The following is a 23,298-nucleotide window of genomic DNA, read 5'->3' on the forward strand; positions in this document are numbered from 1 at the left end:
GGGTATATAACGTCTTCTATTAATTTCTTGTTTATAAGAAATTATCTTTATTATACATTCATTTATGCACTTTTTCTGTGCTTAATATACAAGCCATTCTTCCTTACATACAGCTTGTTTTCCTTGTACCTTTTCTATATCCTCATGAATATTAGCTAATTTATACAACTCAGGGAAAATTTCTTCTACATAAGTTTGATGAGCCATCTCATCATTCCAATACGTTAACACTATGTAACGATTTACATTTTTTAAAGACTTCCCAACTACTCCACCTATCATCCCTTTTTCTTTCTCCATTCCTTTATTCCAAATTTCCTCTTGATTATGTAAAAACTGCTTTTCTCTCTGTTGTTTTACATCACAAATTGCAACTCTTACAAATGACCCATCTGTAACAACGTCTTTCAAAGGCATATCAGTTATATCATACAACGTTTGAAACAATTCAATTTCACATGAAAGAAACGTATCCTCTTGATTACTATTTAAATAAATGGTATCGTGAGCACCATTCATAAATAATTGATACGCACTTCTATCTTCCCATAAAGTAAATACACATGCCTCATCCTCATACCATCCACCAAATTGTCCATAAAATCCATCTAGATGCTGTATAGCTTGCCATTTTTCTTGTGCTTTTGAAAATAACTCTTTTTTCTCTTCTTCCACTTTACAGTAGATTGTTTTTAGTAACATTTTTAACTCCCCCTTAGAATATAATTTATCTTCCACTTACAATTTTTAATTTACATAATATTTTTATGATCCTCCCATTACTCTTTTATGTTCATATAGAACTAATCATATTTATCACTACATCTATCAAACCATCTATCTGATTTTATTTCAAATAATTCAGAATCAAAAGAAAAGATGTAACCCTTAACGAATTACAACTTTATCTTATCTCCCTTATTCACCTTTTGTTCAAATAAATAATACGTAATTTCTCCTGGATAATGTAATACAGTTACCTTACGCTCCCCTTTTTTAAAACTAACAGTATGCCCGTTTTCCCCTAAGTTTTCCCATCCACTAGCCTTTGTAATAGGCATTACACTTATATATTTATAATCATCTTCCTTATCATCGTTAATATGAATCGCTGACATTGCTACTGGAAAATCTTCCATTTTAGATTCTTTGTTTAAATATATAAGTGTAAATAAACCAACTAATAACACAGCCGTTGAAATATTTGAAACTAGTTTTCTTCTATTCATTTTCACTAAAAACCCGCTTTTCTCACATATTACTTTCATCATTTTACTAATCTTGATTATTTATGTATATAAAAATATAATTAAAATCAATTCCAAACTATATTCTCTATTATTAACAATATTATTGTTGTATATTATAATTAAGAGATATTTTTTGGAGGTATTACCCATTGAAGAAATTATTTTTTAATAAATGGACAATCGTTATTTCTATTTTTATTATTACCTGTACGATTTTCTACACAACTAAAGATAAAAATAATAACGAAAAAACTACCGTAGAAACAATTGATACAAAAAGTTTTAAAACTAAATTAAAACCAAAAATTGATGAATTAACTACAAATTATAATGAAATCATCGAAAAAGATTGGTTGCCTGCCTGGGAAGAGATTAACATGAACGGAGATTCAGTAGACAGGGATAAACTATTAGTCACAATGAATGCTATTTCCAAACAATATGAAAAAATTATGAACGAAATAGACACTGTGAAAATTAAAGAAAATATATCGGAAGTACAAATACAAGAACAACTAATTTATTTCACAACTGAATTTAAGACTGCTTCTAAATTTATGAAAAACGCAGCAGATTTAATTATAGACGGAGCAAATAACTCTACTCCATCCAATGAAACAATTGAAAATACTAAACATGCTTTAGGACTTGCGGATCAACATATTGTCATTGCTTTATCTATTTTAAATGAAGTTGAAGGTAAATTAGGCCTTACAAAAAAATAAAACTGTTTACTATTTTAAAATAAAAAATGATTGCAATTCATATTTTGTCTGTCTATAATGTTTTTATTGATTTACAATCAAAGTTTTTATAAATTTTATAATTCGGATGAACCATTCAGGAGAAGGTCTATTGATCTACCGACGGGGCAAAAAGTTGCTGAATCAACTTTGAAACTCTCAGGTCTTGTTTACAAGTAGAACTGCATGGGGACGAATCTCTGGAGAGACTCCCTCTCGCTTTTATATAGCGCAGAGGAAAAAGAGCACCGAAGGAGCAAATCCGCTACTATAGCGGATAATCTCTCAGGTAAAAGGACAGAGACAAGCGAAAGAAAATGCCGATTTGTATCGGTTTATTTTTCTATCCCTTGTTTCTCCAGAGACCATTTCATTTACTTGAAGTGGTTTTTATTTTTTCATAAAAAGGAGAATACAGATGGAGACAGTAAGTACAGTATTAGAACAAATCAATCACTATGTGTGGGGATTACCAACATTGTTGTTACTCGTTGGTACTGGTATCATTCTCACAGTGCGTTTAAAAGGGTTACAGTTTAGTAAACTATTATACGCTCACAAACTAGCTTTTAAAAAATCAGAAGATACATCTTCCTCTGGAGATATTAGCCACTTCCAAGCACTTATGACAGCTATGGCGGCAACGATTGGTATGGGGAATATAGCCGGTGTTGCAACTGCTGTAACGATCGGTGGACCCGGTGCGATCTTTTGGATGTGGATTACTGCTTTGTTCGGTATGGCAACAAAGTATGCCGAAGCAATTCTTGCGGTGAAATACCGTGTTAGTAATGAAAACGGTGAATATTCAGGTGGACCAATGTACTATTTAGAACGTGGTTTAGGTAAGAAATGGCTTGCTGTTTTATTTGCTATATTCGGCACAACTGCTTCTTTCGGTATCGGTAATATGGTGCAATCTAACTCAGTTGCAGAGGCAATGCGAATTAATTTCTCTTTTCCTCCTGCTTTAACTGGTATATTCATGTCGTTTTTAATCGCCATTGTTATTTTAGGCGGTGTGAAAAAAATCGGGAAAGTGACAGGGTATATCGTTCCTATTAAAGCCTTCTTTTATATCATTGCTGGGCTTATTATTATTTTCTATCACTACGATCAAATTCCAAAAGCATTCTCACTCATTTTTTCTGGCGCATTCAATGGGACTGCAGCTGCTGGTGGTTTTATTGGCGCAACAATTGCATCTGCAATTCAAATCGGAATGGCGCGCGGTGTATTTGCGAACGAAGCTGGTTTAGGGAGTGCCCCTATTGCAGCAGCTGCCGCAAAAACTGATTCACCTGCAAAGCAAGCTTTAGTTTCTATGACTGGTACTTTTCTAGATACGTTTATTGTATGTACAATTACAGGGCTAGTATTAATTACTACAGGTGCATGGAAATCAGGTAAAACTGGCGTTGAAGCGACAACACTTGCGTTCCAATCTGTATTTGGCACTGCTGGTAGTATGATTCTTGGTATCGCAATTATATTATTTGCCTACTCTACTATTTTAGGATGGTCGTATTACGGCGAGAAGTGCGTGGCTTATTTATTTGGAGAAGGTGCTGTTAAATATTATAAAGCAATCTTTATCGTCATGATTGCTATAGGTGCTAATTTAAAACTAGGTATCGTATGGACATTTGCTGATATTGCAAATGGACTTATGGCGATTCCAAACTTAATTGGCCTTATTGGGTTAAGTGGTATTGTTGTTGCTGAAACGAACCGCTTTTTACAAGCAGAGAAATTGAAAGAAAGTCATAAAAAACAGGCAAGTTAGTCACTATAAAAAGAATGGCTTATCTTTAATAAGCCATTCTTTTTTCACCTATTTCACTTCCTTCTGCACTATATGTAAATACAGTACAAAATCCATCATTGTCGACGAATGACCAAGTTGACGGATCATCGCTGTTATATTTCCTCTATGATATGTACCATGATTTACGACATGTTGTACTAACTCTAAAATTGAAGTTTCTAATTTCCCTGCATATGGATTCTCGATAACCAATACAGCATTCACGTCTTGTATTGCAATTAAAAAGTCTTTATATTGATTTGCCATGTTTTCAAACATTTTTTCTAATTCATGTAACGATTTAGTTTCGATTTGTTTTCGTAAATTTTCTCGGTCTTGTATTGCTTCATTCATACTTTTACCATGCAATATATGTAACCACACTTGATCTGTAATATAAATATGCGCAAAAGTATCCTTAATTGATGGAAATACACTCTGTATCTGTTCATTAAAAATAGTCTCATAGCTTGGTAATTCTTTTAGTCGATTGAATAACCGTATATTAGCCCAAGCATGGTAATCCACCTGTTTTAACATGTACTCTTTCAATCGAAATCGCCTCCTTATTGTATGAAACGAATGTTTTGTTTCTCCATTTCCGATTCTCTATCAGCTTTTACAATCCCTTTTTCTTCAATTTCACGTTTATTTATTGTTTTATATTTTACATACGTATGAAATTCCGTTTGAAATGGAAACGGTGTAATCCGAATTGTTTCCTCGTCCACCCATTCAGCTTGAATAGGTTTCTCCACCTTACTATTAAACATTTCTGTTCCTTCAAAACCATCTTTAAACAAATCAATTTCATCTTCCTTTTCTGCACCAGGTTTATTCATACACACATATAAAGAAAGTTCATCGCAAAACTTTAATAACCTATAATGTTTATCGAACATCGCAAATTGTTCTTTTGTTAACGTTTTCAATATTCTTTTTTGTCGTTCCAATTCCCCTGTATAAAATGAAAGCATCTCTTCATCTTTATCATTTAATGGAAATGATAAAAAGTGTTTACTACACAGTAACGCCCCATATGGATTAGACTCTTCAATTTCATTTAAACCAATCGTATAAAAGACAAAGCGCAATGAACTTGGACAATCCATAAATGTATAAGGGATATTTTTAGAATCATTTAAAATCGGTACTTTATCAAGCTCTATCCATCCTCTATCATGCTCATATATTGCATCTAGTGCCTCTTTTAAGTATGTTTTATTTTCAAAAAAATCTTCTTTTATGTGCCTTGCAATCTCTCCAGCTAAAAAACCATGATCATGTTGACGAATTAATATACTTTCATTCTCATTCTTTTCACGAAAAATCATTCATATACTCCCCCTCATCCTCATATTACAGCGTTTTCTATACATCAATTCTTAATTAATCCCTAATTATTAGCAGGGATTCAGTCTCTTACAACGAAATTAACATAACTATATAGTATTCTTTCTAACTGTATAAATAGCTTTCTCTATACTATCCATTATACTAAAACATTCATTCTAAAAAACTTTTTATGAGGTGAAAACATGAACAAAACAGAATTAGTTAAAAACGTGGCACAATCCGCTGATATTTCTCAAAAGGAAGCTTCTGCAGCGGTGCAATCCGTATTTGACACAATTGCTACTGCATTACAATCTGGCGATAAAGTTCAATTAATCGGCTTTGGTACTTTTGAAGTGCGCGAAAGATCTGCTCGTACAGGACGTAACCCGCAAACTGGCGAAGAAATTCAAATCGCTGCTGGTAAAGTTCCAGCATTTAAAGCCGGTAAAGAGTTAAAAGAAGCTGTTAAATAAACAAGAAACCAGCCATTTTATAGGCTGGTTTCTTGTTTATTTAAGTAATTCCTTTATATTCTCAGCATGATACACTTCACAAATATAAAATATACATTTGCAGTTACTTACAATTTGATATTTTCTAGTCGGATACACATTCGCCGTAACAGAGCATCCATCAAACAATTCAATAATATTCCCAGATGGCTGATATCCTTCGTATAATACGTTTCTTCTTACTTCCATCTTCTCTATGAGTTTTTCAACTGGAATATTTCCACTCTCTAATTCACTCTTAATTGTATTTGGTAAACACGAAGTGTCCGCAAAAATTAGATTCTCAGATAACACTTTTCCTTTATAACTAACATTAGATACTCGGTAAAGAAATGTTCCGTTTTTATCAAAGAAATTCTTTGCTTCTTTCGGGATGTACTGTCTATCAAGTACCTCTTGTTCGAGAACATCAAACTGAACTGTATCATTCAAAAGCTTTTCTAAAGCATGAATAGATAATGTATCTCCAGAAAATAAAATATTTTTAATTGCTTGTACATTATAAGTGAATTCATTTGTTCTATTTTCCGCTACTAACATGAGGAACACCTCTTCTATAAAATTTTTTTATTTAACTTATTTATAATTTAAAAGCGCTACTGCGTCTAACTGTGTAATTTCAGTTACTTCTTTACTAAATATTGCAATTGAAGCCATATAATCTACACTTGGCCTTATATCCTCCATCATTGTATTTTCTACTAACTCTTGCCTATCCTTAAAAACCAACAAATTTGGAGGATCATTTGGAGCTGATACAGTAATACCTACTGGTGGAATCATTAGTCCTTCACCTGTCGCTTTGAGTACTGCTTCTTTTCGAGTCCAATATGTTAAAAAACCTTCTATTTTCTGTTCATTAGGTAACTTCATAACTTGTGCTATTTCACTGTCTGTTAATACGCCCTCTGCCATTTTCATAACATCCACATTTGGATTCATTTGTTCAACATCAACGCCTACAGGTGCAGACTTTGTAAATGCAACAACTACCCACTCACCCGAATGTGAAACAGATATTTGTGGCATTCCTTTTGGTAATTGCGGTCTGCCATGTTGTAACTTACATACTGGGCACATCCTATCAATTGGCACTTGAACTGGTAACATAGAAAGTATTTTACCAAGAACTAATCTACTAATTACACAACCTATTATAAATCGTGCACGATCTGCCGATTGATGATATGAATTTGCTTTCTCTCGTTCGACATCGTTTAGCAAATTGTAATGCCATGTTTGTAAATCTGAAATTCTTGCCCACCATATTTGACAATCATTCTCATTCAAAGTTGGAATAGAATCTACAACTTTACTTTCTATCATGTAAACTCTCCTTTATACAATGAATATCAATTTTCATTAAAAAAGCTTACGTAAATTGTTATTCATTGACAAGTACTTTCTCTTTTTTTGATACAGATAACATTTTTTCTTTCTTCTTTGACATTACTTCTTTATCAGAAATACGTAAAGAAAATAGTAATGCTATAAGTAAAAATATTGCAGACCCAATTAATGCAGCTTGATATGGTAAGAAATCTGACTGTGCATTATTCTGTATTTCATTACTTCCAAATCCAGATAATATGCTAGCTAAAACAGCAACTCCTATCGCTGAACCTATACGGTTCTGCACATTGAATATAGTAGTCGCTCTCCCCATAGAAGGTGGCGTGATATTATTAAATGCAGAAAATTGAACTGCTCCAACGGACTGGCCTAAGAAAATACCGATACCAAACAATAATGCCCGAATTTGCCATGGGTTCGTATCGTGATTTACAAAACTTAATAAAACAAAAATAATCGTCGTACAAATTAATCCAATAGAAATTACCTTTCGAGCTCCTAATTTCTTATATGACCATGGCACAATCTGTGAGGATATCATTAACCCAATTGCCTCTGGGAATGTCGTAAGGCCTGATTCCAATGCGGAAACTCCTATTACATTTTGATACATAAGTGGAAAAACAAATAACATTCCTAGTAAACCAGCGGATGAAAACAATGAAATAAGACTCATTTTTCTAAAGACTGGTTCTTTTAATAAGCGTAAATCTAACATCGGTTGCTTTACTCTAAGTTCTACAATGATGAACAATGTAATGAATACAATCCCAGCTATCCCAGTACTCATAATTTCTGGAGAAACCCAGCCTTTTGATGGTCCTTGGCTAAGTGCATAAATAAGCATCGCAAATCCTGGTGCTGAAAGAACAAAACCGAGAGAATCAAAGCGACCAGCTGATTTTTCAATATGCTCTTTTAAAAATAGTAGACCGAATAGTAACGCTACGATTCCAAACGGTACATTAATATAAAATGCCCAGCGCCAAGACATTTGATCTACAAAGAAACCGCCAATAATTGGTCCGATAGCTGGTGCCACAGCAATTGGTAAAACAATAAACCGTGAAATTTTCGGCCTTTCCTCTGGTGAAAATGTTCGGAATAACATCGCCATCCCAACTGGTGTTAAAAGCCCCCCACCAGCACCTTGAATGATACGAAAAATATTCAATGAATTAATATCGTTTGCTATTCCACATAATACAGACGCAATTGTAAATACGAAAAGAGCGGTTAGAAATACCCTTTTCGTACCGAAGCGATCTCCTAACCAACCAGAAATAGGAAGGAAAACAGCTAAGCTAACTAAATACCCAACATTAACCGTCCCCATTGCAGATGGAGGCACTTGTAGTTCTTTACTTATCGTTTGGAGTGCTACATTCACAATCGTTGCATCCATCGCAGCCATAAACATCGCTGTTATATATACGATACTTACAACTACTTTTGGATTTATTTTTTCCTTCATTATCGTTTTCCTACTAATATTTTTTCGCCAACTTGATTACTTTTTGGATTCAAATCTTTCCAGTTATTTTCAACATATTGTAAACAATCATTCCTACTCGCCTCTTCATGTACGACATTCCAACCAATAGGTACATCAAGAAAGACAGGCCAGAGAGAATACTGGCCCTCCTCATTTTTTAATACTTTATATGTGTAATTATCATTTTCAAATGGATTCATCATACTGTACTTACCCCTTTCTTATCCTGCAAATATTTCGCTAATACTTGTCCAATTTCTGTAAGTGGTCCTGGTTGACATAAATCTTTATGTCTACAATCAATATCGTGTTGCACAATTTGCCCATCTAAATAATTTAGCCACGTATTTGGAGAGATAGGATCAAACCAGTCTGGTATAACAGTAGATCTAAAGAATAAAATATCTCCGTTATAAACTTTCGGTACATATTTCCCTAACAATCCTACCGAATTTACATATGTTTCTTTTAAGTTCAAAATAGTCTCTTCTTCAAGACTTGCTAATGCACTTCCATCTTTACGAAGTATTTCTACTGCACTTTCCATCGTAAGTGGATTACCATCCATGTTATCTGGATCGTATCCACCTAAAGCAAGTAATGCGATTAACGCTTCTTCTTCAGTAGGTGCTTCCGTATTCGGTAAGAAGTGACCTGGATAAGAATCTAACATAATGAGTAATTCTACTTCTTCTCCTTCATTTTGCAGTTGCGCCGCCATTGCATGAACAACATTTCCTCCGAGCGACCAACCGAGTAACCGATATGGTCCGTGAGGCTGTACTTCACGAACGTGTTTTAAATAATCCGCCGCCATCTCCTCTAAACTTTTTGGAAGTTCTTCATTTTTAGCAATACCACGTGCTTGGACACCGTAGATTGGATAATCTGTTCCTAAAGATTTCATAAGTCCTGCATAGCACCAACTTAATCCACCTGCTGGGTGTACACAAAATAGTGGTAATTGGTCTCCGCTTGCTCGTAATGGAAGCAACACATCAAGTGCACTTTGTCCATTTCCCACCTCAAGTCTTTCAGCAAGACCCGCAACAGTAGGTGCTGCAAATAAAGTTCCGATATTTAGTTCAACCCCAAGTGCTTCTTTAATACGACTCATAAGCTGCACTGCAAGAAGTGAATGGCCACCTAGATCAAAGAATCCGTCATCAATTCCAATTTGCGGCACACTTAAAACTTCTGTAAACAAGTCACATAACATTTCTTCTTGCGGTGTTCTTGGTCCACGACTAGAAGATGATGCGATAAATTCTGGAGCCGGCAATGCCTTTCTATCTAATTTACCGTTTGGAGTTAAAGGCAACTCATTTACTACTACAAAAGCGTATGGAACCATGTAATCTGGTAAACTACCTCCAGCATACTTACGTATTTCATTCGTATCAATCATTTCATTATTTAATGCGACGATATAAGAAACTAACCGTTTATCCCCTGGTTGATCTTCCCGTACAATAACAGCTACTTGCTCAACTTTAGGATGTTTCATTATTACTGCTTCTATTTCCCCTAATTCAATTCGGAATCCACGGATTTTTATTTGATGATCTGCACGTCCTATATAATCTAGCGTCCCATCTTGACGCCAACGTGCTAAGTCTCCAGTACGATACATTCTTGTACCTGGCTTACCAAATGGATCTGCAATAAAACGTTCTGCAGTTAAGCCTGCTCTTCCTAAATATCCACGAGCAAGCCCTGCACCTGCAACATACATTTCTCCAACTACTCCAGGTGGCACCGGTTGTAAATAGTTGTCTAACACATACACTTTAAGATCAGGTATACTACACCCAATTAAACTATTTGCTCGTAAAGAGACGATTGTTTCATCTAATTCAATATAACTAACATGTACTGTCGTCTCCGTAATACCGTACATATTAATAAGTTTTGGTGCGTTATGAGAATGTCGACTATACCAATCTTCTAATCGACTTAGCTCAAGTGCTTCTCCTCCAAAAACAACATATCGTAAAGATAATTTTTGGCCAATTACTTCATTTTCACGATCTGCTTGTATCAATTGATAGAACGCTGATGGAGTTTGGTTTAAAACAGTTACCTTTTCTTTAACAAGAAGTTGTAAAAATTCTTTCGGCGAGCGGCTTACAGTATGTGGTACTACGACTAGACGTCCTCCATATAATAAAGGTCCCCAAATTTCCCAAACCGAGAAATCAAAAGCGTATGAATGGAACATCGTCCATACATCGTTCTCGTCAAATTGGAACCAATGATCAGTTGCGCCTAAAAGTCTTACTACATTTTGATGAGGTATCATAACGCCTTTCGGTCTACCAGTTGAGCCTGATGTATAAATAACATACGCAATGTGCGAAGGAGATAATTGCTTCATGCGCTCCATTTCATCAATATTGTCTTCACTATATTTCTCAATTTCCCCTATTACTTTCACATCATCAACTAAAATTTTCAGTTCCTCATCACATTCAATTTCCACATCTGAATTTGTTAAAACACATGATGGTTTCGCATCGTGGAGCATAAATGAAATACGATCTGACGGATAATCCGGATCTAACGGAAGGTATCCCGCACCAGCTTTCAGAACAGCTAGTAAGCTTACAACCATATTTAAAGATCTCGGCATCGCTAAAGCAACGAGTTGATCAGGGCCTACTCCTTTTGCTATTAGCAATCGAGCTATTTTATTCGCTTTTTTATTCAACTCTTCATAAGTTAACTTTTCATCCTCAAAGACGACAGCAATAGAATTTGGATTTATATGAGCCTGCTTTTCAAATAATTGTGGCAATGTCATTTCTGGTACAATTTGAAAACCACCATTCCACTTTTCTAACACTGTATTTTTCTCTGCTAAAGTTAATATTTCTAATGTGCCAATTGATTGATCCGGATGTTTCGCTGCATCATCCAATAACAAAATGAATCGTTCAACCAATTTTTGAATCGTTTCACGTTTATATAAATCCGTACTAAATTCTAGTAACCCGTTTAAGCCGTCTGGCGTACCATCAACTCCGTTACTCTCGCTAATTTCAAATGTTAGATCAAATTTCGCAGAACCAACGCTTTGAATTTCAAGGTTCGCTTCTATATCCGGAGCATCAAACGTTGCTTCTGGCGTATTTTGGAAAGCTAACATAACTTGAAACAGCGGATGACTATTTCGAGTACGTACTGGGTTTAACACTTCAACAAGTCGTTCAAATGGAACATCTTGATTTTCATAAGCTGCAAGATTTGACTGCTTCACTCTATTCAATAATTCTTTAAAACTTGGATCTCCTGATGTATTTGTACGTAACACTAATGTATTTACAAATAAACCAACTATGTCAGAGAGTGCATCATCGTTTCTTCCAGCAATCGGACTACCGATTGGTATATCAGTACCTGCACCTAATCTTGTAAATAGCGCACTAAGTCCTGCTTGCAACACCATAAACAAACTAACCCCGTTTTTCCGTGCAAGCTCTACTAACCTATTATGCATACCCACATCTATTTGAAAATGAATTGTTTCTCCGCGATAACTCGTTTCAATTGGACGCTGGTAATCTGTAGGTAACTCCAGCTGATCTGGTAAACCTTCTAGCTCTTTCTTCCAAAAATCTAATTGTGTTGAAATAAGACTTTCTGGTGTAGTTTCATTACCGAGCAGTTGTTGTTGCCAAAGTGCATAATCTGCGTATTGAACTGGAAGTGTTTCTAGCTGTACTCTGTCACCTTGACATCGTGCTTTATATGCCGCTGTAAAATCTCTCGTTAACGGTTGTAACGACCAGCCATCCCCTACAATATGGTGCAATAGAATTAGTAATACATGTTCGTTTTCATTCACTGTAAATAGTTGCAGACGAACTGCTGGTTCAACATCAAGGTTAAAACTATATCTTACCGCCTCTGCAAGCATACTTTCTAATTCATCTTTACATGTTTTTGTTATTATCATCTCTAGATTTAAATTTTCCATATCTAAAATTTTCTGATAGGAACTACCTAATACGTTAGGAAAAATCGTTCTAAGCGTTTCATGTTTCTCAACTACATCATAAAAGGCACCTTGCAATGATTCCTCGTTCAACTTTCCAGAAATACGAATGATCAATGGAATATTATAAGTAGGACTTGGACCTTCTAAACAATTTAAGAACCATAACCTGCGCTGTGCAAATGAAAGTGGAACTTCATTTGGTCTACTTACTTTCTTAATAGCTGGTCTTGCAGTTTTTGCTTGATCCAATTGTTTCGCAAGTTCAGCAACAGTTGGCGATTCAAATAATTTTCCTATTCCTAATTCAACACTTAACGTTTCACGAATTCTTGCCATTAGACGAGATGCAAGAAGCGAATGGCCACCCATTTCAAAGAAATTATCATCAATGCTAATGCGAGAAACACCAAGTACTTCTGCAAATAAATCACATAATATTTCTTCTTTCGGATTTCTAGCAACTCTCTCCTTGTTCATTTCATTAAAATCAGGAGCAGGTAATTTCTTTCTATCAACCTTACCATTTGGCGTTAATGGTAATTCTTCTAGCACAACAAATGCCGATGGCACCATATAATTCGCTAAACTTTCTGAAACATAAGAACGAATTTCTGAAAGGTTAATCCCTTCACTACCTTCGGCAACGATATACGCAATGATTCGTTTATCATTTGGGCGATCTTCTCGTACCATTACTACCGCTTGTGGAATATATTCATGTCGTTGTAATACCATTTCAATTTCAGCTAATTCAATTCGGAAACCACGAATTTTAATTTGATGATCTGCGCGGCTCATGTATTCTAACACACCATCGTTACGCCATTTCACAAGATCACCTGTGCGGTACATGCGCTTCCCTGGTTTTCCAAAAGGATCTGCAACAAACCGTTCAGCCGTTAACTCTGGTTTCCCTAAATATCCGTTCGCAAGCCCTTCCCCTGCAATATATAATTCACCAATTACTCCAGGTGGTACTGGTTGTAAACCTGCATCTAATACATACACGTCTGTACTCCAAATTGGCTTTCCAATAGGAGGTATACCACTTTCCCTTTCATCGATGTTCATGAAAGTAGACCAAATAGTCGTTTCAGTTGGTCCATATAAGTTTGTAATAGAGCAACCTAATTCTTTTAATGTATTTGCTAAATGGGCTGGAAGAGCTTCACCACCAACGAGCACATTTAGCTCTTGTAGCCTCTCTGGATATTCAGTTACTAATGCCTGCCATAACGTCGGTGTAGCTTGCATAATTGTTACTCTTTCTTCTTGTAACAGTGCCGTTAACGCAGAGGGTTCTTGAATTACCTCTTTTTGTACAATCGTTAAACTTGCACCACTAATAAGAGGTAAATAAATCTCTAGAGCAGAAATGTCAAACGCAAATGTTGTAACTGCTACTAAATGATCGTTCTCATTTAGTGAAAACATATCATCCATGGACAATAAAAAGTTACTTAAAGCTTTCATAGGAACAATTACACCTTTTGGATTTCCGGTTGAGCCTGAAGTGTAAATTGTATACGCAGGCTTTAAAAGTGATTCTTCATTTCTAAATGGTAGATTCCTATGAGAATATGCTTTTAATGCTAGTTCTGTTTCTTCTCGATCTAATTCGATTTTTTTTATATCATTTTCTATAACTAAATTAGATGAAACAGATGAATGTGTGATGATATAAATTGGTTTTGCATCATTTACTATATAATTTATTCGCTCAGCTGGATATTCTGGATCTATCGGTAAATACGCTGCACCAGCCTTTAAAACTGCTAGCATACTAACTACCATTTCTATTGACCTTGAAAATACTAAAGCTACAAACTGATTTGGCCCTATTCCTTCTTCTACTAAATAGTGCGCTAGTTCATTCGCCCGTTCATTTAGCTCTTTATACGTAAGGTCTACTCCGTTACACGTAACCGCTATTTTATTTGGATTTTTTTGTACTTGTTTTTCAAATAATAAAGGTAGAGTGATTAAATCCTCAGCTTCCTTAGTTTCATTCCATTCGAATAAAACTTTATGATTTTCTTCTAGAAGAGTAATGTTTATATTTCCAATCGACACGTCTTTTTGATAATCATTTATCACTAATTCTAATACATTCATAAATCTCTCTTTATGCAATGCTAGTTCCGATTCACTATATACCTCCGGGTTCGCATCAAAATGAATCATTAACTCATTTTCATCGAAACGTTTATAAACATTTATCGATAAATCATCGACAGGTCCTGCTGATAAATTATGTGTAATACCACGATTCCCAGCAAAATTAAGCCCGTAATCAAAAGGCATCACATTCACTAACGGCCCGAATAACCTTTGATTTTCACCTAGTAACTTTAAGTCTCTTCTTAATTCTTCATGACGGTATTTATGATGGCGACGTACTTCTCGAATCTCTTTAGAAACTTGCTGTAATAATTCCGCAAGAGTTATATTTGGAGTTACTGTAATACGAAGTGGTACTAAATTCATTACCATGCTCGGTGTATAAATAGATGCAGAACCGAGACGCCCCATCATCGGTAAACCTAAAACAATATCATTTGCACCTGTTAATTTATGCATATAAATACTTGTTACAGCGACAATAAATTCCGGCCAATTTGTTAACGAAACATTGATATCTTCTAGTAAAGTTTTCGTACTCGAACTGGATAAATAAGCTGTTTCTCGTAAAAATCCATTTGATGTTCTCGGCGCTCGTTCTGCTAAACTTATGACATCCGGTTCATCTGCAAACTTTTCTAACCAAAAAGTACGATCTTCCTGAAATTGTTTAGACTCACGATACTCCATATCTTCTTGTACAATTTTTGCAAGAGAACCAAATGGCTTTTCATTCTTTCTTGTTTCTTCTATAAGTGATGTATACTCTTTCGCTACCTTTTGGCTTAGAAGTGAAAATCCATAGCCATCCATCACAATGTGATGGATGCGCTGATACCAAAAGAAACGATTATTTTCAACTTGAATAAGCGCTTCAGTAAATAATGTATCTGTTTTCAAATCGACTGGCATAGATAAATTATTTTTCATCCATATTTTAGCAGCTTCTTCAGAATCTTCTTCTTTACGAACGTCAATAAAATGTATATGAAAATTTGACGATTTCTCAATAACTTGCCACGGGCCAATTTCATCCTCTTCGAAACGAACATGTAGTGCTTCTGCTTCCATTACAACTTTACGTACTGCTAATTCGAAAATTTCTTGATTAATATTTCCGTTTATTTCAACATATTCCCCAGTATTATAAATCGGATTAAGCGGATCTAATTGCTGTGCAAACCACATACCAGTCTGCGCAGATGATAACGAATGACGAACCTTTTGACTATTAGGCATTCTTTACTACCCCTTTATTATGTAGTCTATTTATTACAGCACCTGTGCTGTTTGTGAAGATAGTAAACTGTACCAATCGGAAACAGTTGGACGTTCTGCTAAATCTGCAAAAGTTATTTCTTTCCCTTCGCGACGCCACATCTCTACTAAACTCATAATTCTGACCGAATCAAGTCCTCTATTTAGTAAGTCCTCATCAATATCAATACTCTCTACTGGCTCACGAAGTAGTTGTGCAACTAGTTCATGCACTTCCTGTAAAGTGATTCCTTCACTCTCATCACTTTTTACACTTTGTAAATCTTTTAACAGTAAGTTTGTTGATGTCGTTACTGCACATCTATTAGATGCATACTCCAATGCTTGTTTATGATGGTCTAGTGAAAAATCAGCAACTGCATCTGCTACAAAAAATGGCTCTATACCATCCATAAATGCTTCGCAAGCTGTTAAAAGGCAGCCGATATGCGCATAAATACCGCAAATAATAAGTTGATCTCTTCCCTGTTCATTTAAAATTTCTAATAGATTTGTCTTTTTAAATGCACTATATCTCCATTTTGTTAAGAATATATCATCCTCATCAGGAGTAAGTTCACCGACAATTTTCTTTTTATCTGGTCCAGCAGGAATACCGTCCCCCCAGAAATCTTGTAATAACCCTCGTTGTTCTAACGTTTGTCCACCTGGTTGTGCAGTATAAACAACTGGTATACCAAGTTCCTTACTTTTTTCTCTTATCACCTTAATATTTGAAATAAGTTCTACTTTTGGTGATTCTTTATCGCTATATGCATCAAGAAAATATTCTTGCATGTCATGGATTAGAAGAACCGCACGTTTCGGATCTGGTTTCCAGTTCACTTTATTTTTTGGTAGTTCTGATTCAACTGGCATTTTGTATACTGAAATAGATGGGATAGCCATCTAATCACTTCCTTCCAATTTTTATATTTATTATTGTTTTACCATAATAAGTTTTTCCGCAATGACTTTACGTAACTCTTTTTTGCTTACCTTTCCAACACCTGTTTGCGGGAATGAATCAATAAATTCAATTCGATCTGGAATCTTATAAGCCGCTATACCCCGTTCTCTTAAAAACATTTTTAATTCACTTACTGTCGGAGCTTGTCCACGAGCTATTACAAATGCACAAGTACGTTCTCCTAAATAATCGTCAGGCATTGATACAATGGCTACATCATGTACTGCATCGTGTGCTAATAGATGATTTTCAACTTCTTCCGCAGCAACTTTCTCACCACCACGGTTAATTTGATCTTTATCCCTACCTTCTACAATGATGTAACCTTGTTCATTTACTTTTACAAGATCACCTGTGCGATAAAATCCATCCTTTGTAAATGATCGTGCATTATGCTCTTCTGCTTTATAATAGCCACGAATTGTATATGGCCCTTTTGTTAACAAACTACCTACTTCACCAGGTTTCACATCGTTATCATTTTCATCAACGACCCTTACTTCATCGAATGTAGACATCGGTCTCCCTTGTGTATGAATGATGATTTCTTCAGGATCATTTAATCTTGTGTAATTTACTAACCCTTCTGCCATACCGAACACTTGCTGTAACGTACATCCAAATGTAGGGTGTATACGCTTTGCAACCTCAGCGCTAAACTTAGCACCACCTACTTGAATCACTTCTAAGCTCGATAAATCGTTATTACGGGCAGAAGCTGCATCAAGCCAAATCATTGCTAATGGTGGAACTAGAGCAGTAATCGTAACTTTTTCTTTTTCTATAAGAGCAAATGCCTCATCTGGGCTACCACCAGTTGCTAACACTACTTTTCCACCCGCATAGAAAGTTCCAAATGTCCCTGGAGAACTCATCGGGTAATTGTGCGCTACTGGAAGAACTGCCATATAGACGCTATCCGTATTCAAATTACAAATTTCAGCGCTAACACGTAAACTATAAATATAGTCATCATGTGTTCTAGGAATTAATTTAGAAAGCCCTGTTGTCCCTCCAGACAATTGGAGAAACGCAACATCACTTGGCTGAACTTCTGGTAATGGAACGGGATCTATATACAGATCACTTATGTTCACAAATTCTTCTTCTTCTCCCACTACAATTACATGTTGTAAAGTTGGCACTTTCACTTTTACTTCTCTTGCTAGTTTTCGATAATCAAAGCCGAGAGCCTTATCTGAAATAACGTAAGCACTCGCCTCACCAAACTCACAGAAATAACTAATTTCACTGCTTCGATGTGAAGGTAGTGCAAAAACAGGAAGTGCTCCAATTCGAAATAGTGCAAAGCATATTTCGAAAAACTCGATAATGTTGGGTAACTGTATTACAACTCGATCCTCTTGCTTTATTCCTAAATTCAGTAAACCTGAAGCTAAGCGATCTACTTTTTTATCAAGCTCACTATACGTCATATGCATATTACCACTTACAACTGCAATTTCATCTCCATACTTTTCAGCACGTTCTCTTAACAACGAACCAAATGTTTCTCCAAGCCAACATCCTTCTTCTCGATAACGATTTGCAAATTCTTCTGGCCATTCCGTGAAACCTGATAACATTATTTCTTCCCCCTATTTTTCATTCAGCGAATTATCTCTTAATCCTAAAGCCTTCAGCATTGTTTGGAACTTAGCTGATGTTTCTGCCAACTCATCTTCTGGTTTTGACTCAGCAACAACTCCTGCTCCTGCATATAAACGAAGTGTATTTTCTTGCACTTCAGCACAGCGAATTGTAACAATCCATTCACCATCTCCATTTAAATCGCTCCATCCTAGCATTCCTGTAAAGAATTCACGGTCAAATGGCTCAATTTTTTGAATCGCCTCTCTTGCTTCTTCCATTGGCGTTCCGCAAACTGCTGGCGTAGGATGAAGAGCAATTGCTAATTCCAAAGAAGTAGTATTCGGATCCTTTAGTTCACCTTTCACTTCAGTAGACAAATGCCACATCGCTTCACTATGAATAACGGATGGTTTTTCCGGAACATGTAATGTATGACAGTATGGACGAAGCGCAGCAGCAACCGCTTCCACTACTACCGCATGTTCATGTAAATCTTTTGGAGAAGAAAGTAATTCCTCTGCTCTGCTCTTATCTTCCACTGGATCGTCACTTCGTGGTCTTGAACCAGCTAACGGATTAGAAATAACTTGCATACCATTACGTGAAACGAGTAATTCAGGACTTGCTCCAATTAATGTTTTATTACACTCGTTTTCATCTTCCGGTAAATTCACAGCAAATGTATAACCGTGCTTATTATGCTCTGCCAATTCGCGAAGTAGTTTTTGTTTATCAATCTTCTCTGAAGATTTAACATCTAACGATCTAGATAGAACGATTTTCTTTAAATCTCCGTCCTGAATTTTTTCAATCCCTTGCTTCACACCATTCATATAAACTTCAGGAGCTGGAACCGGTGTCATTTCAACTGTCAGTTTCTCATTTCGTTTTATCTCATTTGTTGTCTCTAACTGTAAACGCTCAGTAATTCTACTATGTTCTGGTACGATAAGTTGAACTTCTTTTCTACGATCAAAAGGCAAAGCACCAACAACGATAGGATTCGGATTTCCAGCTTGTTTTGCATTGCTTAATACCGCTTGTACAAGTTCTGTAAAACTTTCAATTTCATGATGTTTTACTTTAGTAAACTCTCCTTCTGTCAATATCGTTCGAGTTGGTGAAGCGAAAAAGAACGAAGATTCAGTTTTATAATCTTCTAATAATTTTTCCGACAGTTCCTTTACGGCTATAAGTTCATTCATAGTATTAAAACCTCCTGAATTTTTTATTAAACTCCTAATGTAGCTCCGCCATCGACACATAAATTGTGCATTGTAATATGACTCGCTTTATCAGAGGCTAAAAACAATACTGCTTCAGCAATTTCTAAAGGTTGTGCAATTTTTTGTAACGGAATACCGAGTCTATATGTATTTTGAGAACCAGCAATTATATTTTCAGCTCCATTCTCATCAGCCCATAATAATCTTTGCATTTCAGTTTCAGTAGAACCTGGAGAAACTAAGTTACAGCGAATATTGTATGCTGCAAGTTCTAACCCTAAACATTTCATAAACATCGTCGTTGCAGCTTTTGATGCAGCATACGCAGCCATCTCCATTCTCGGAGTATTTGCCGCGTTTGAGCCAACTGTAACAATTGCCCCTGACTTTCTTTGCATCATATATTTACTTACTGCTCGGCACATATAGAAAACTCCTGTAGAATTTACAGAGAATGTTTTATTCCAATCTTCATCACTTAAAGAGTGAATCGCTCCCATACGTAAAACCCCTGCAACATTTACTAATATATCTATCGGTGCTATATCATTTTCAATCCGTTCTACTACTTCTTCAACAGCGGCACTATCACTCACATCTAAACGAAACGTTTTCACACGTGTTTCATTTAATTCATTTTCATTTAAGAGTACGTTTAACCCCTCTTCAGTTTGATCAGCCCCAATAACTGTAGCTCCTCTTTTTAAAAACATGTTTGCTACAACACTACCTATACCTTGCGCTGCACCAGTTACTAAAACCGTTTTCCCATCAAATTCCCCTATGTTCATTTCATCTATCCTTTCATATAAAAATTAATCAAATCTAACATCATCAGTGATAACGATTTTCATTATCACTGATGATGTTAAAAATAATACACTTACTAAACTAATTGGTCAAGTGTACTTTTCATCAAAATATTATTCATTGATAATGTTTTTCATTTAACATTCTTACACCGAAATGATAATCTTTCTCAATAAACTTGTCAACCTATTTTTATTTTTCAGATAAAATATCTTAATGATTCTCAACACAATTACATCTAAAAGCATTAATAAGTACCTTACATTACACCTTTAATTCATACTCCTCTTTTTAAACTTGTAGAAGACTAACTGTAGATACCTTCATTTACAAAGCCTTATTAAAAAACAAAGTATATATTTTCTCAACATTTTTCTGAAAATACCGAGAAAATATATCTTGCAATTACTGATATATGTCTTGTTTATAATTTAAGATTTAATACGTATTTCGAATATGATGTATCATTTTTTGATATTCCAATATAATCCAAACAGGTATTTCACTCACTTTTTTGTCTCAAAAAATCCCAAATATTATATAACCTCGTTATAATCATTCATAAAAAAGCACCCTATTTAATAGGATGCTTTTTCGTATTTATAGTGTGATAGAAGATTTATATACTTATGCTACGCTGCGATACTCTTCTTGTTCTTTTTTCTGCTTAGGTGCTTGAATTAAAATTGCGATAACAAATGATACGACACATAATACACCGATCACCATGAAGGTTGGTTTGAATCCACCTAGAAGTGCACCGATAAAGGAACCTGCAAGTGCTCCAAATCCAAATCCTTGATACACAATTCCGTAGTTCTTACTATGGTTTTTCATACCGTAGAAATCACCAACGATAGCTGGGAAAATAGTGATATTTCCACCAAAGCAAAACGCTACGCTTGCTACACATACGAAGTAGATACCATAATTTAAATCTACGAAACTTAAAACCAAGACTGAAGCTGCCATAACAACAAATGTACCAGTAACGATTTTTAAACGGCCGATTTTATCTGATAACGGTCCTAAAATAATACGACCTAATGTATTGAAGATTGCAACCATAGCCACCGCATTAGCTGCTGTCGCTGCGCTAAGCCCTACAAGTTGAACACCAATGTCTTTTACCATACCAATTAAGTATAAGCCACTCATACATGATGTAAATAACATAATAAATAATAAGTATACTTGTTTTGTGCCTAACATTTCTTTCGTTGTATATTCCTGAGTTTTTGTTTCATGAACTGCTCCTTGATCTGCAGCTTGATGGATTAAACAAGCGCCAATTACAATCATAGCTGTAACAATTAAACCCCAGTATATAAACGCTTGTGATACACCAACTGATTCAATTAACTGTGCGTTAACATATTTAAAGATTAAGCTACCCGAACCATATGCAGAGACAGAAATACCAGCAATTAAACCTTTACGCTTTGGAAACCACTTTATTAAATTGGATAGTGAAGTGATATATGCTGTACCATCTGCATAACCTACAACAACCCCTGCTAGTACATAAAGCAATATTAATGAGGAAGCTTGTGAACTAAGTATTAATCCTAGTCCTAATGCTAGTCCAGCTATCATAATAAGTTTACGAAGTCCCCATTTTTCTTGCAATTTACTCGCAAATAAAGTCGAAAACGCTAAGGAAAGACTAGTAATTGAGAAAGTTATAGCAACTGCGTTAAGACTCCAACCGTATTTACTAACTAAAGGCTGATTAAATAAACTCCATGTATATATCGTTCCAAGTCCCATTTGTACTATGACTGTACCAAGGACAACAAGCCATGGATTAACATTTGATTTTTTCATACCTTTCCGCCTCCTCTTTCTATTTCAATGCTATTCGCTAAATTTTCTTTTTTTATGTTCATATTGGCCACCTCATTTGATTTAACACCTTCATTGTATAAGATGTTTCTGTTCATGTAAGCACTTACAAGATAGAGCGTCAAAAATATGGAATCAGTTACAGAAAACGAAGGACGAAATACAAAAACGAATTATTAAATACGTAAGTAGCTATTATAATGTTTTGCATCAATACGACTTACAGCTGTTTTATCATCTCTCTTTATAAAAATTATGTCTCAAGTTATATGATGAATACATCGCAATATTTTGATTTTAATATACAAACAGAAAAAAACTATTTTCACACTACGATGCACTTTATTTTTTATAAAATAAAAAATATTTTATTGATAAATAAAACTAAATATTCACTAATATATCTATACGTGGTTTAATATATATAATAAAAAAATATTTCTGTCTTTAATGAGGAGGTACTATGAAAGCAAACGTAGGGGATACTATACTTTTTCAACGAAATAATTTAAAGATTACAGGATCTGTACTAAAACTTTATACTGAATCGGTCTTAGTTGAAATTACAGATGTAAGCGGTGGTACTTTTGAATTTGATCGAACAATTGTAAATCATAAAAACTATAAAATTTTAAATGCGAATACATAAAACAACAAAAAATAGCCCCTGCTCACCAGCAGCGGCTATTTTATATGAAAACACTTCATTAGTTTATATATCCTAAAACACTTACAATCTTACTCGCTTTTAAATTATTAATGTGATAATAAATTTCTAAACCTCTTCTCTCAGCTCGTAACACTTTACCTTTCATTTTTGATAAATGTTGCGAAACAGTCGATTGTGGAATATTTAGTAATTCTGTTAATTGTGTTACGTTACAAGTTTTTCTCGTACTTAATTCATTTACAATTTGTAATCGGATTGGGTGAGCCATAATTTTCAAAATATCTACATCTTCTTCTGAAACTAAACTT

Annotated in this window: 19 protein-coding genes and 1 riboswitch; of the genes, 4 read left to right on the top strand and 15 right to left on the bottom strand. The window is 35.1% G+C overall.

Features of this window, described 5'->3' with window-relative positions; genetic code table 11:
• Nucleotides 1-81: 81 nt before the first annotated feature.
• Both DN394_RS19675 and DN394_RS19680 read right to left on the bottom strand, forming a co-directional pair.
• Nucleotides 82-702 carry a YdbC family protein gene (locus tag DN394_RS19675; RefSeq protein ID WP_097916278.1) on the bottom strand — a complete coding sequence of 207 codons (621 nt, stop codon included), beginning with the start codon at nt 700-702 and terminating at the stop codon, nt 82-84.
• Between the two features lie 194 nt (nt 703-896).
• Nucleotides 897-1,271: a hypothetical protein gene (locus DN394_RS19680; protein ID WP_097916276.1), complete on the bottom strand. Its 375-nt coding sequence runs from the start codon at nt 1,269-1,271 to the stop codon at nt 897-899.
• Between the two features lie 128 nt (nt 1,272-1,399).
• Between DN394_RS19680 and DN394_RS19685 the strand changes: the two genes are divergently transcribed.
• Both DN394_RS19685 and DN394_RS19690 read left to right on the top strand, forming a co-directional pair.
• A complete protein-coding gene (locus DN394_RS19685; protein ID WP_097916274.1) occupies nt 1,400-1,975 on the top strand; it encodes a hypothetical protein in 576 nt (191 codons plus the stop codon).
• A 208-nt stretch (nt 1,976-2,183) separates the two neighbouring features.
• A riboswitch (glycine riboswitch) is annotated at nt 2,184-2,304 on the top strand.
• A gap of 107 nt (nt 2,305-2,411) precedes the next feature.
• Nucleotides 2,412-3,779 carry an alanine/glycine:cation symporter family protein gene (locus DN394_RS19690; protein WP_097916272.1) on the top strand — a complete coding sequence of 456 codons (1,368 nt, stop codon included), beginning with the start codon at nt 2,412-2,414 and terminating at the stop codon, nt 3,777-3,779.
• Nucleotides 3,780-3,827: 48 nt separating this feature from the next.
• Here DN394_RS19690 and DN394_RS19695 read toward each other — a convergent pair whose 3' ends face one another.
• Nucleotides 3,828-4,352, bottom strand: coding sequence for a DinB family protein (locus DN394_RS19695; RefSeq protein ID WP_097916270.1), 525 nt, complete (start codon nt 4,350-4,352; stop codon nt 3,828-3,830).
• A gap of 14 nt (nt 4,353-4,366) precedes the next feature.
• Nucleotides 4,367-5,134: a DUF3891 family protein gene (locus DN394_RS19700; RefSeq protein ID WP_149294155.1), complete on the bottom strand. Its 768-nt coding sequence runs from the start codon at nt 5,132-5,134 to the stop codon at nt 4,367-4,369.
• Nucleotides 5,135-5,338: 204 nt separating this feature from the next.
• On the opposite strand from DN394_RS19700, the gene DN394_RS19705 reads away from it, so the two are divergent.
• Nucleotides 5,339-5,611 carry an HU family DNA-binding protein gene (locus DN394_RS19705; protein ID WP_001043960.1) on the top strand — a complete coding sequence of 91 codons (273 nt, stop codon included), beginning with the start codon at nt 5,339-5,341 and terminating at the stop codon, nt 5,609-5,611.
• A gap of 36 nt (nt 5,612-5,647) precedes the next feature.
• Here DN394_RS19705 and DN394_RS19710 read toward each other — a convergent pair whose 3' ends face one another.
• The 10 genes from DN394_RS19710 to DN394_RS19755 form a co-directional block, all read right to left on the bottom strand.
• Entirely contained in the window at nt 5,648-6,190 is a 543-nt protein-coding gene (locus DN394_RS19710) for a cold-shock protein (RefSeq protein ID WP_098705186.1), read from the bottom strand.
• Between the two features lie 36 nt (nt 6,191-6,226).
• On the bottom strand, nt 6,227-6,976 hold the full coding sequence (gene sfp, locus DN394_RS19715; RefSeq protein WP_098705187.1) for a 4'-phosphopantetheinyl transferase Sfp: 750 nt from the start codon (nt 6,974-6,976) through the stop codon (nt 6,227-6,229).
• A 58-nt stretch (nt 6,977-7,034) separates the two neighbouring features.
• On the bottom strand, nt 7,035-8,477 hold the full coding sequence (locus tag DN394_RS19720; RefSeq protein WP_149294156.1) for an MDR family MFS transporter: 1,443 nt from the start codon (nt 8,475-8,477) through the stop codon (nt 7,035-7,037).
• The gene (locus DN394_RS19725) at nt 8,477-8,701 is read right to left on the bottom strand and encodes an MbtH family protein (RefSeq protein ID WP_098705189.1); all 225 of its coding nucleotides are present in this window, start codon (nt 8,699-8,701) and stop codon (nt 8,477-8,479) included. The genes DN394_RS19720 and DN394_RS19725 overlap by 1 nt, the downstream gene beginning before the upstream one ends.
• Nucleotides 8,698-15,858 (bottom strand): amino acid adenylation domain-containing protein, encoded by a 7,161-nt coding sequence (locus DN394_RS19730; RefSeq protein WP_149294157.1) that lies wholly within the window; start codon nt 15,856-15,858, stop codon nt 8,698-8,700. The genes DN394_RS19725 and DN394_RS19730 overlap by 4 nt, the downstream gene beginning before the upstream one ends.
• 33 nt (nt 15,859-15,891) lie before the next feature.
• The gene (locus DN394_RS19735; RefSeq protein ID WP_098705191.1) at nt 15,892-16,785 is read right to left on the bottom strand and encodes an isochorismatase family protein; all 894 of its coding nucleotides are present in this window, start codon (nt 16,783-16,785) and stop codon (nt 15,892-15,894) included.
• A gap of 30 nt (nt 16,786-16,815) precedes the next feature.
• Nucleotides 16,816-18,432, bottom strand: a complete 1,617-nt coding sequence (locus DN394_RS19740) for a (2,3-dihydroxybenzoyl)adenylate synthase (protein ID WP_098953997.1) — start codon at nt 18,430-18,432, stop codon at nt 16,816-16,818.
• A gap of 12 nt (nt 18,433-18,444) precedes the next feature.
• Complete coding sequence (dhbC, locus tag DN394_RS19745) at nt 18,445-19,644, bottom strand: isochorismate synthase DhbC (RefSeq protein WP_149294158.1); 1,200 nt, start codon at nt 19,642-19,644, stop codon at nt 18,445-18,447.
• A 26-nt stretch (nt 19,645-19,670) separates the two neighbouring features.
• The gene (gene dhbA / locus DN394_RS19750) at nt 19,671-20,456 is read right to left on the bottom strand and encodes a 2,3-dihydro-2,3-dihydroxybenzoate dehydrogenase (protein WP_098092167.1); all 786 of its coding nucleotides are present in this window, start codon (nt 20,454-20,456) and stop codon (nt 19,671-19,673) included.
• Between the two features lie 646 nt (nt 20,457-21,102).
• Nucleotides 21,103-22,302 (bottom strand): L-lactate MFS transporter, encoded by a 1,200-nt coding sequence (locus DN394_RS19755; RefSeq protein ID WP_046959354.1) that lies wholly within the window; start codon nt 22,300-22,302, stop codon nt 21,103-21,105.
• 481 nt (nt 22,303-22,783) lie between these two features.
• Between DN394_RS19755 and DN394_RS19760 the strand changes: the two genes are divergently transcribed.
• Nucleotides 22,784-22,969 (top strand): YkvS family protein, encoded by a 186-nt coding sequence (locus tag DN394_RS19760; protein ID WP_000646787.1) that lies wholly within the window; start codon nt 22,784-22,786, stop codon nt 22,967-22,969.
• A 58-nt stretch (nt 22,970-23,027) separates the two neighbouring features.
• Here the strand turns inward: DN394_RS19760 and DN394_RS19765 are convergent.
• Nucleotides 23,028-23,298: ArsR/SmtB family transcription factor (locus DN394_RS19765; protein WP_149294159.1), on the bottom strand; the 271-nt coding region annotated here is incomplete at its 5' end.

The organism is Bacillus sp. BB081 (genome assembly GCF_008368895.1).
GTDB classification, from domain to species: domain Bacteria; phylum Bacillota; class Bacilli; order Bacillales; family Bacillaceae_G; genus Bacillus_A; species Bacillus_A wiedmannii.

Bases quoted from the DNA above. Each gene is read 5' to 3' on its own strand.
- DN394_RS19675 (WP_097916278.1), bottom strand. From the start codon at position 702: ATGTTACTAAAAACAATCTACTGTAAAGTGGAAGAAGAGAAAAAAGAG.
- DN394_RS19680 (WP_097916276.1), bottom strand. From the start codon at position 1,271: ATGATGAAAGTAATATGTGAGAAAAGCGGGTTTTTAGTGAAAATGAAT.
- DN394_RS19690 (WP_097916272.1), top strand. From the start codon at position 2,412: ATGGAGACAGTAAGTACAGTATTAGAACAAATCAATCACTATGTGTGG.
- DN394_RS19700 (WP_149294155.1), bottom strand. From the start codon at position 5,134: ATGATTTTTCGTGAAAAGAATGAGAATGAAAGTATATTAATTCGTCAA.
- DN394_RS19705 (WP_001043960.1), top strand. From the start codon at position 5,339: ATGAACAAAACAGAATTAGTTAAAAACGTGGCACAATCCGCTGATATT.
- DN394_RS19710 (WP_098705186.1), bottom strand. From the start codon at position 6,190: ATGTTAGTAGCGGAAAATAGAACAAATGAATTCACTTATAATGTACAA.
- sfp (WP_098705187.1), bottom strand. From the start codon at position 6,976: ATGATAGAAAGTAAAGTTGTAGATTCTATTCCAACTTTGAATGAGAAT.
- DN394_RS19720 (WP_149294156.1), bottom strand. From the start codon at position 8,477: ATGAAGGAAAAAATAAATCCAAAAGTAGTTGTAAGTATCGTATATATA.
- DN394_RS19725 (WP_098705189.1), bottom strand. From the start codon at position 8,701: ATGATGAATCCATTTGAAAATGATAATTACACATATAAAGTATTAAAA.
- DN394_RS19730 (WP_149294157.1), bottom strand. From the start codon at position 15,858: ATGCCTAATAGTCAAAAGGTTCGTCATTCGTTATCATCTGCGCAGACT.
- DN394_RS19735 (WP_098705191.1), bottom strand. From the start codon at position 16,785: ATGGCTATCCCATCTATTTCAGTATACAAAATGCCAGTTGAATCAGAA.
- DN394_RS19740 (WP_098953997.1), bottom strand. From the start codon at position 18,432: ATGTTATCAGGTTTCACGGAATGGCCAGAAGAATTTGCAAATCGTTAT.
- dhbC (WP_149294158.1), bottom strand. From the start codon at position 19,644: ATGAATGAACTTATAGCCGTAAAGGAACTGTCGGAAAAATTATTAGAA.
- dhbA (WP_098092167.1), bottom strand. From the start codon at position 20,456: ATGAACATAGGGGAATTTGATGGGAAAACGGTTTTAGTAACTGGTGCA.
- DN394_RS19755 (WP_046959354.1), bottom strand. From the start codon at position 22,302: ATGAAAAAATCAAATGTTAATCCATGGCTTGTTGTCCTTGGTACAGTC.
- DN394_RS19760 (WP_000646787.1), top strand. From the start codon at position 22,784: ATGAAAGCAAACGTAGGGGATACTATACTTTTTCAACGAAATAATTTA.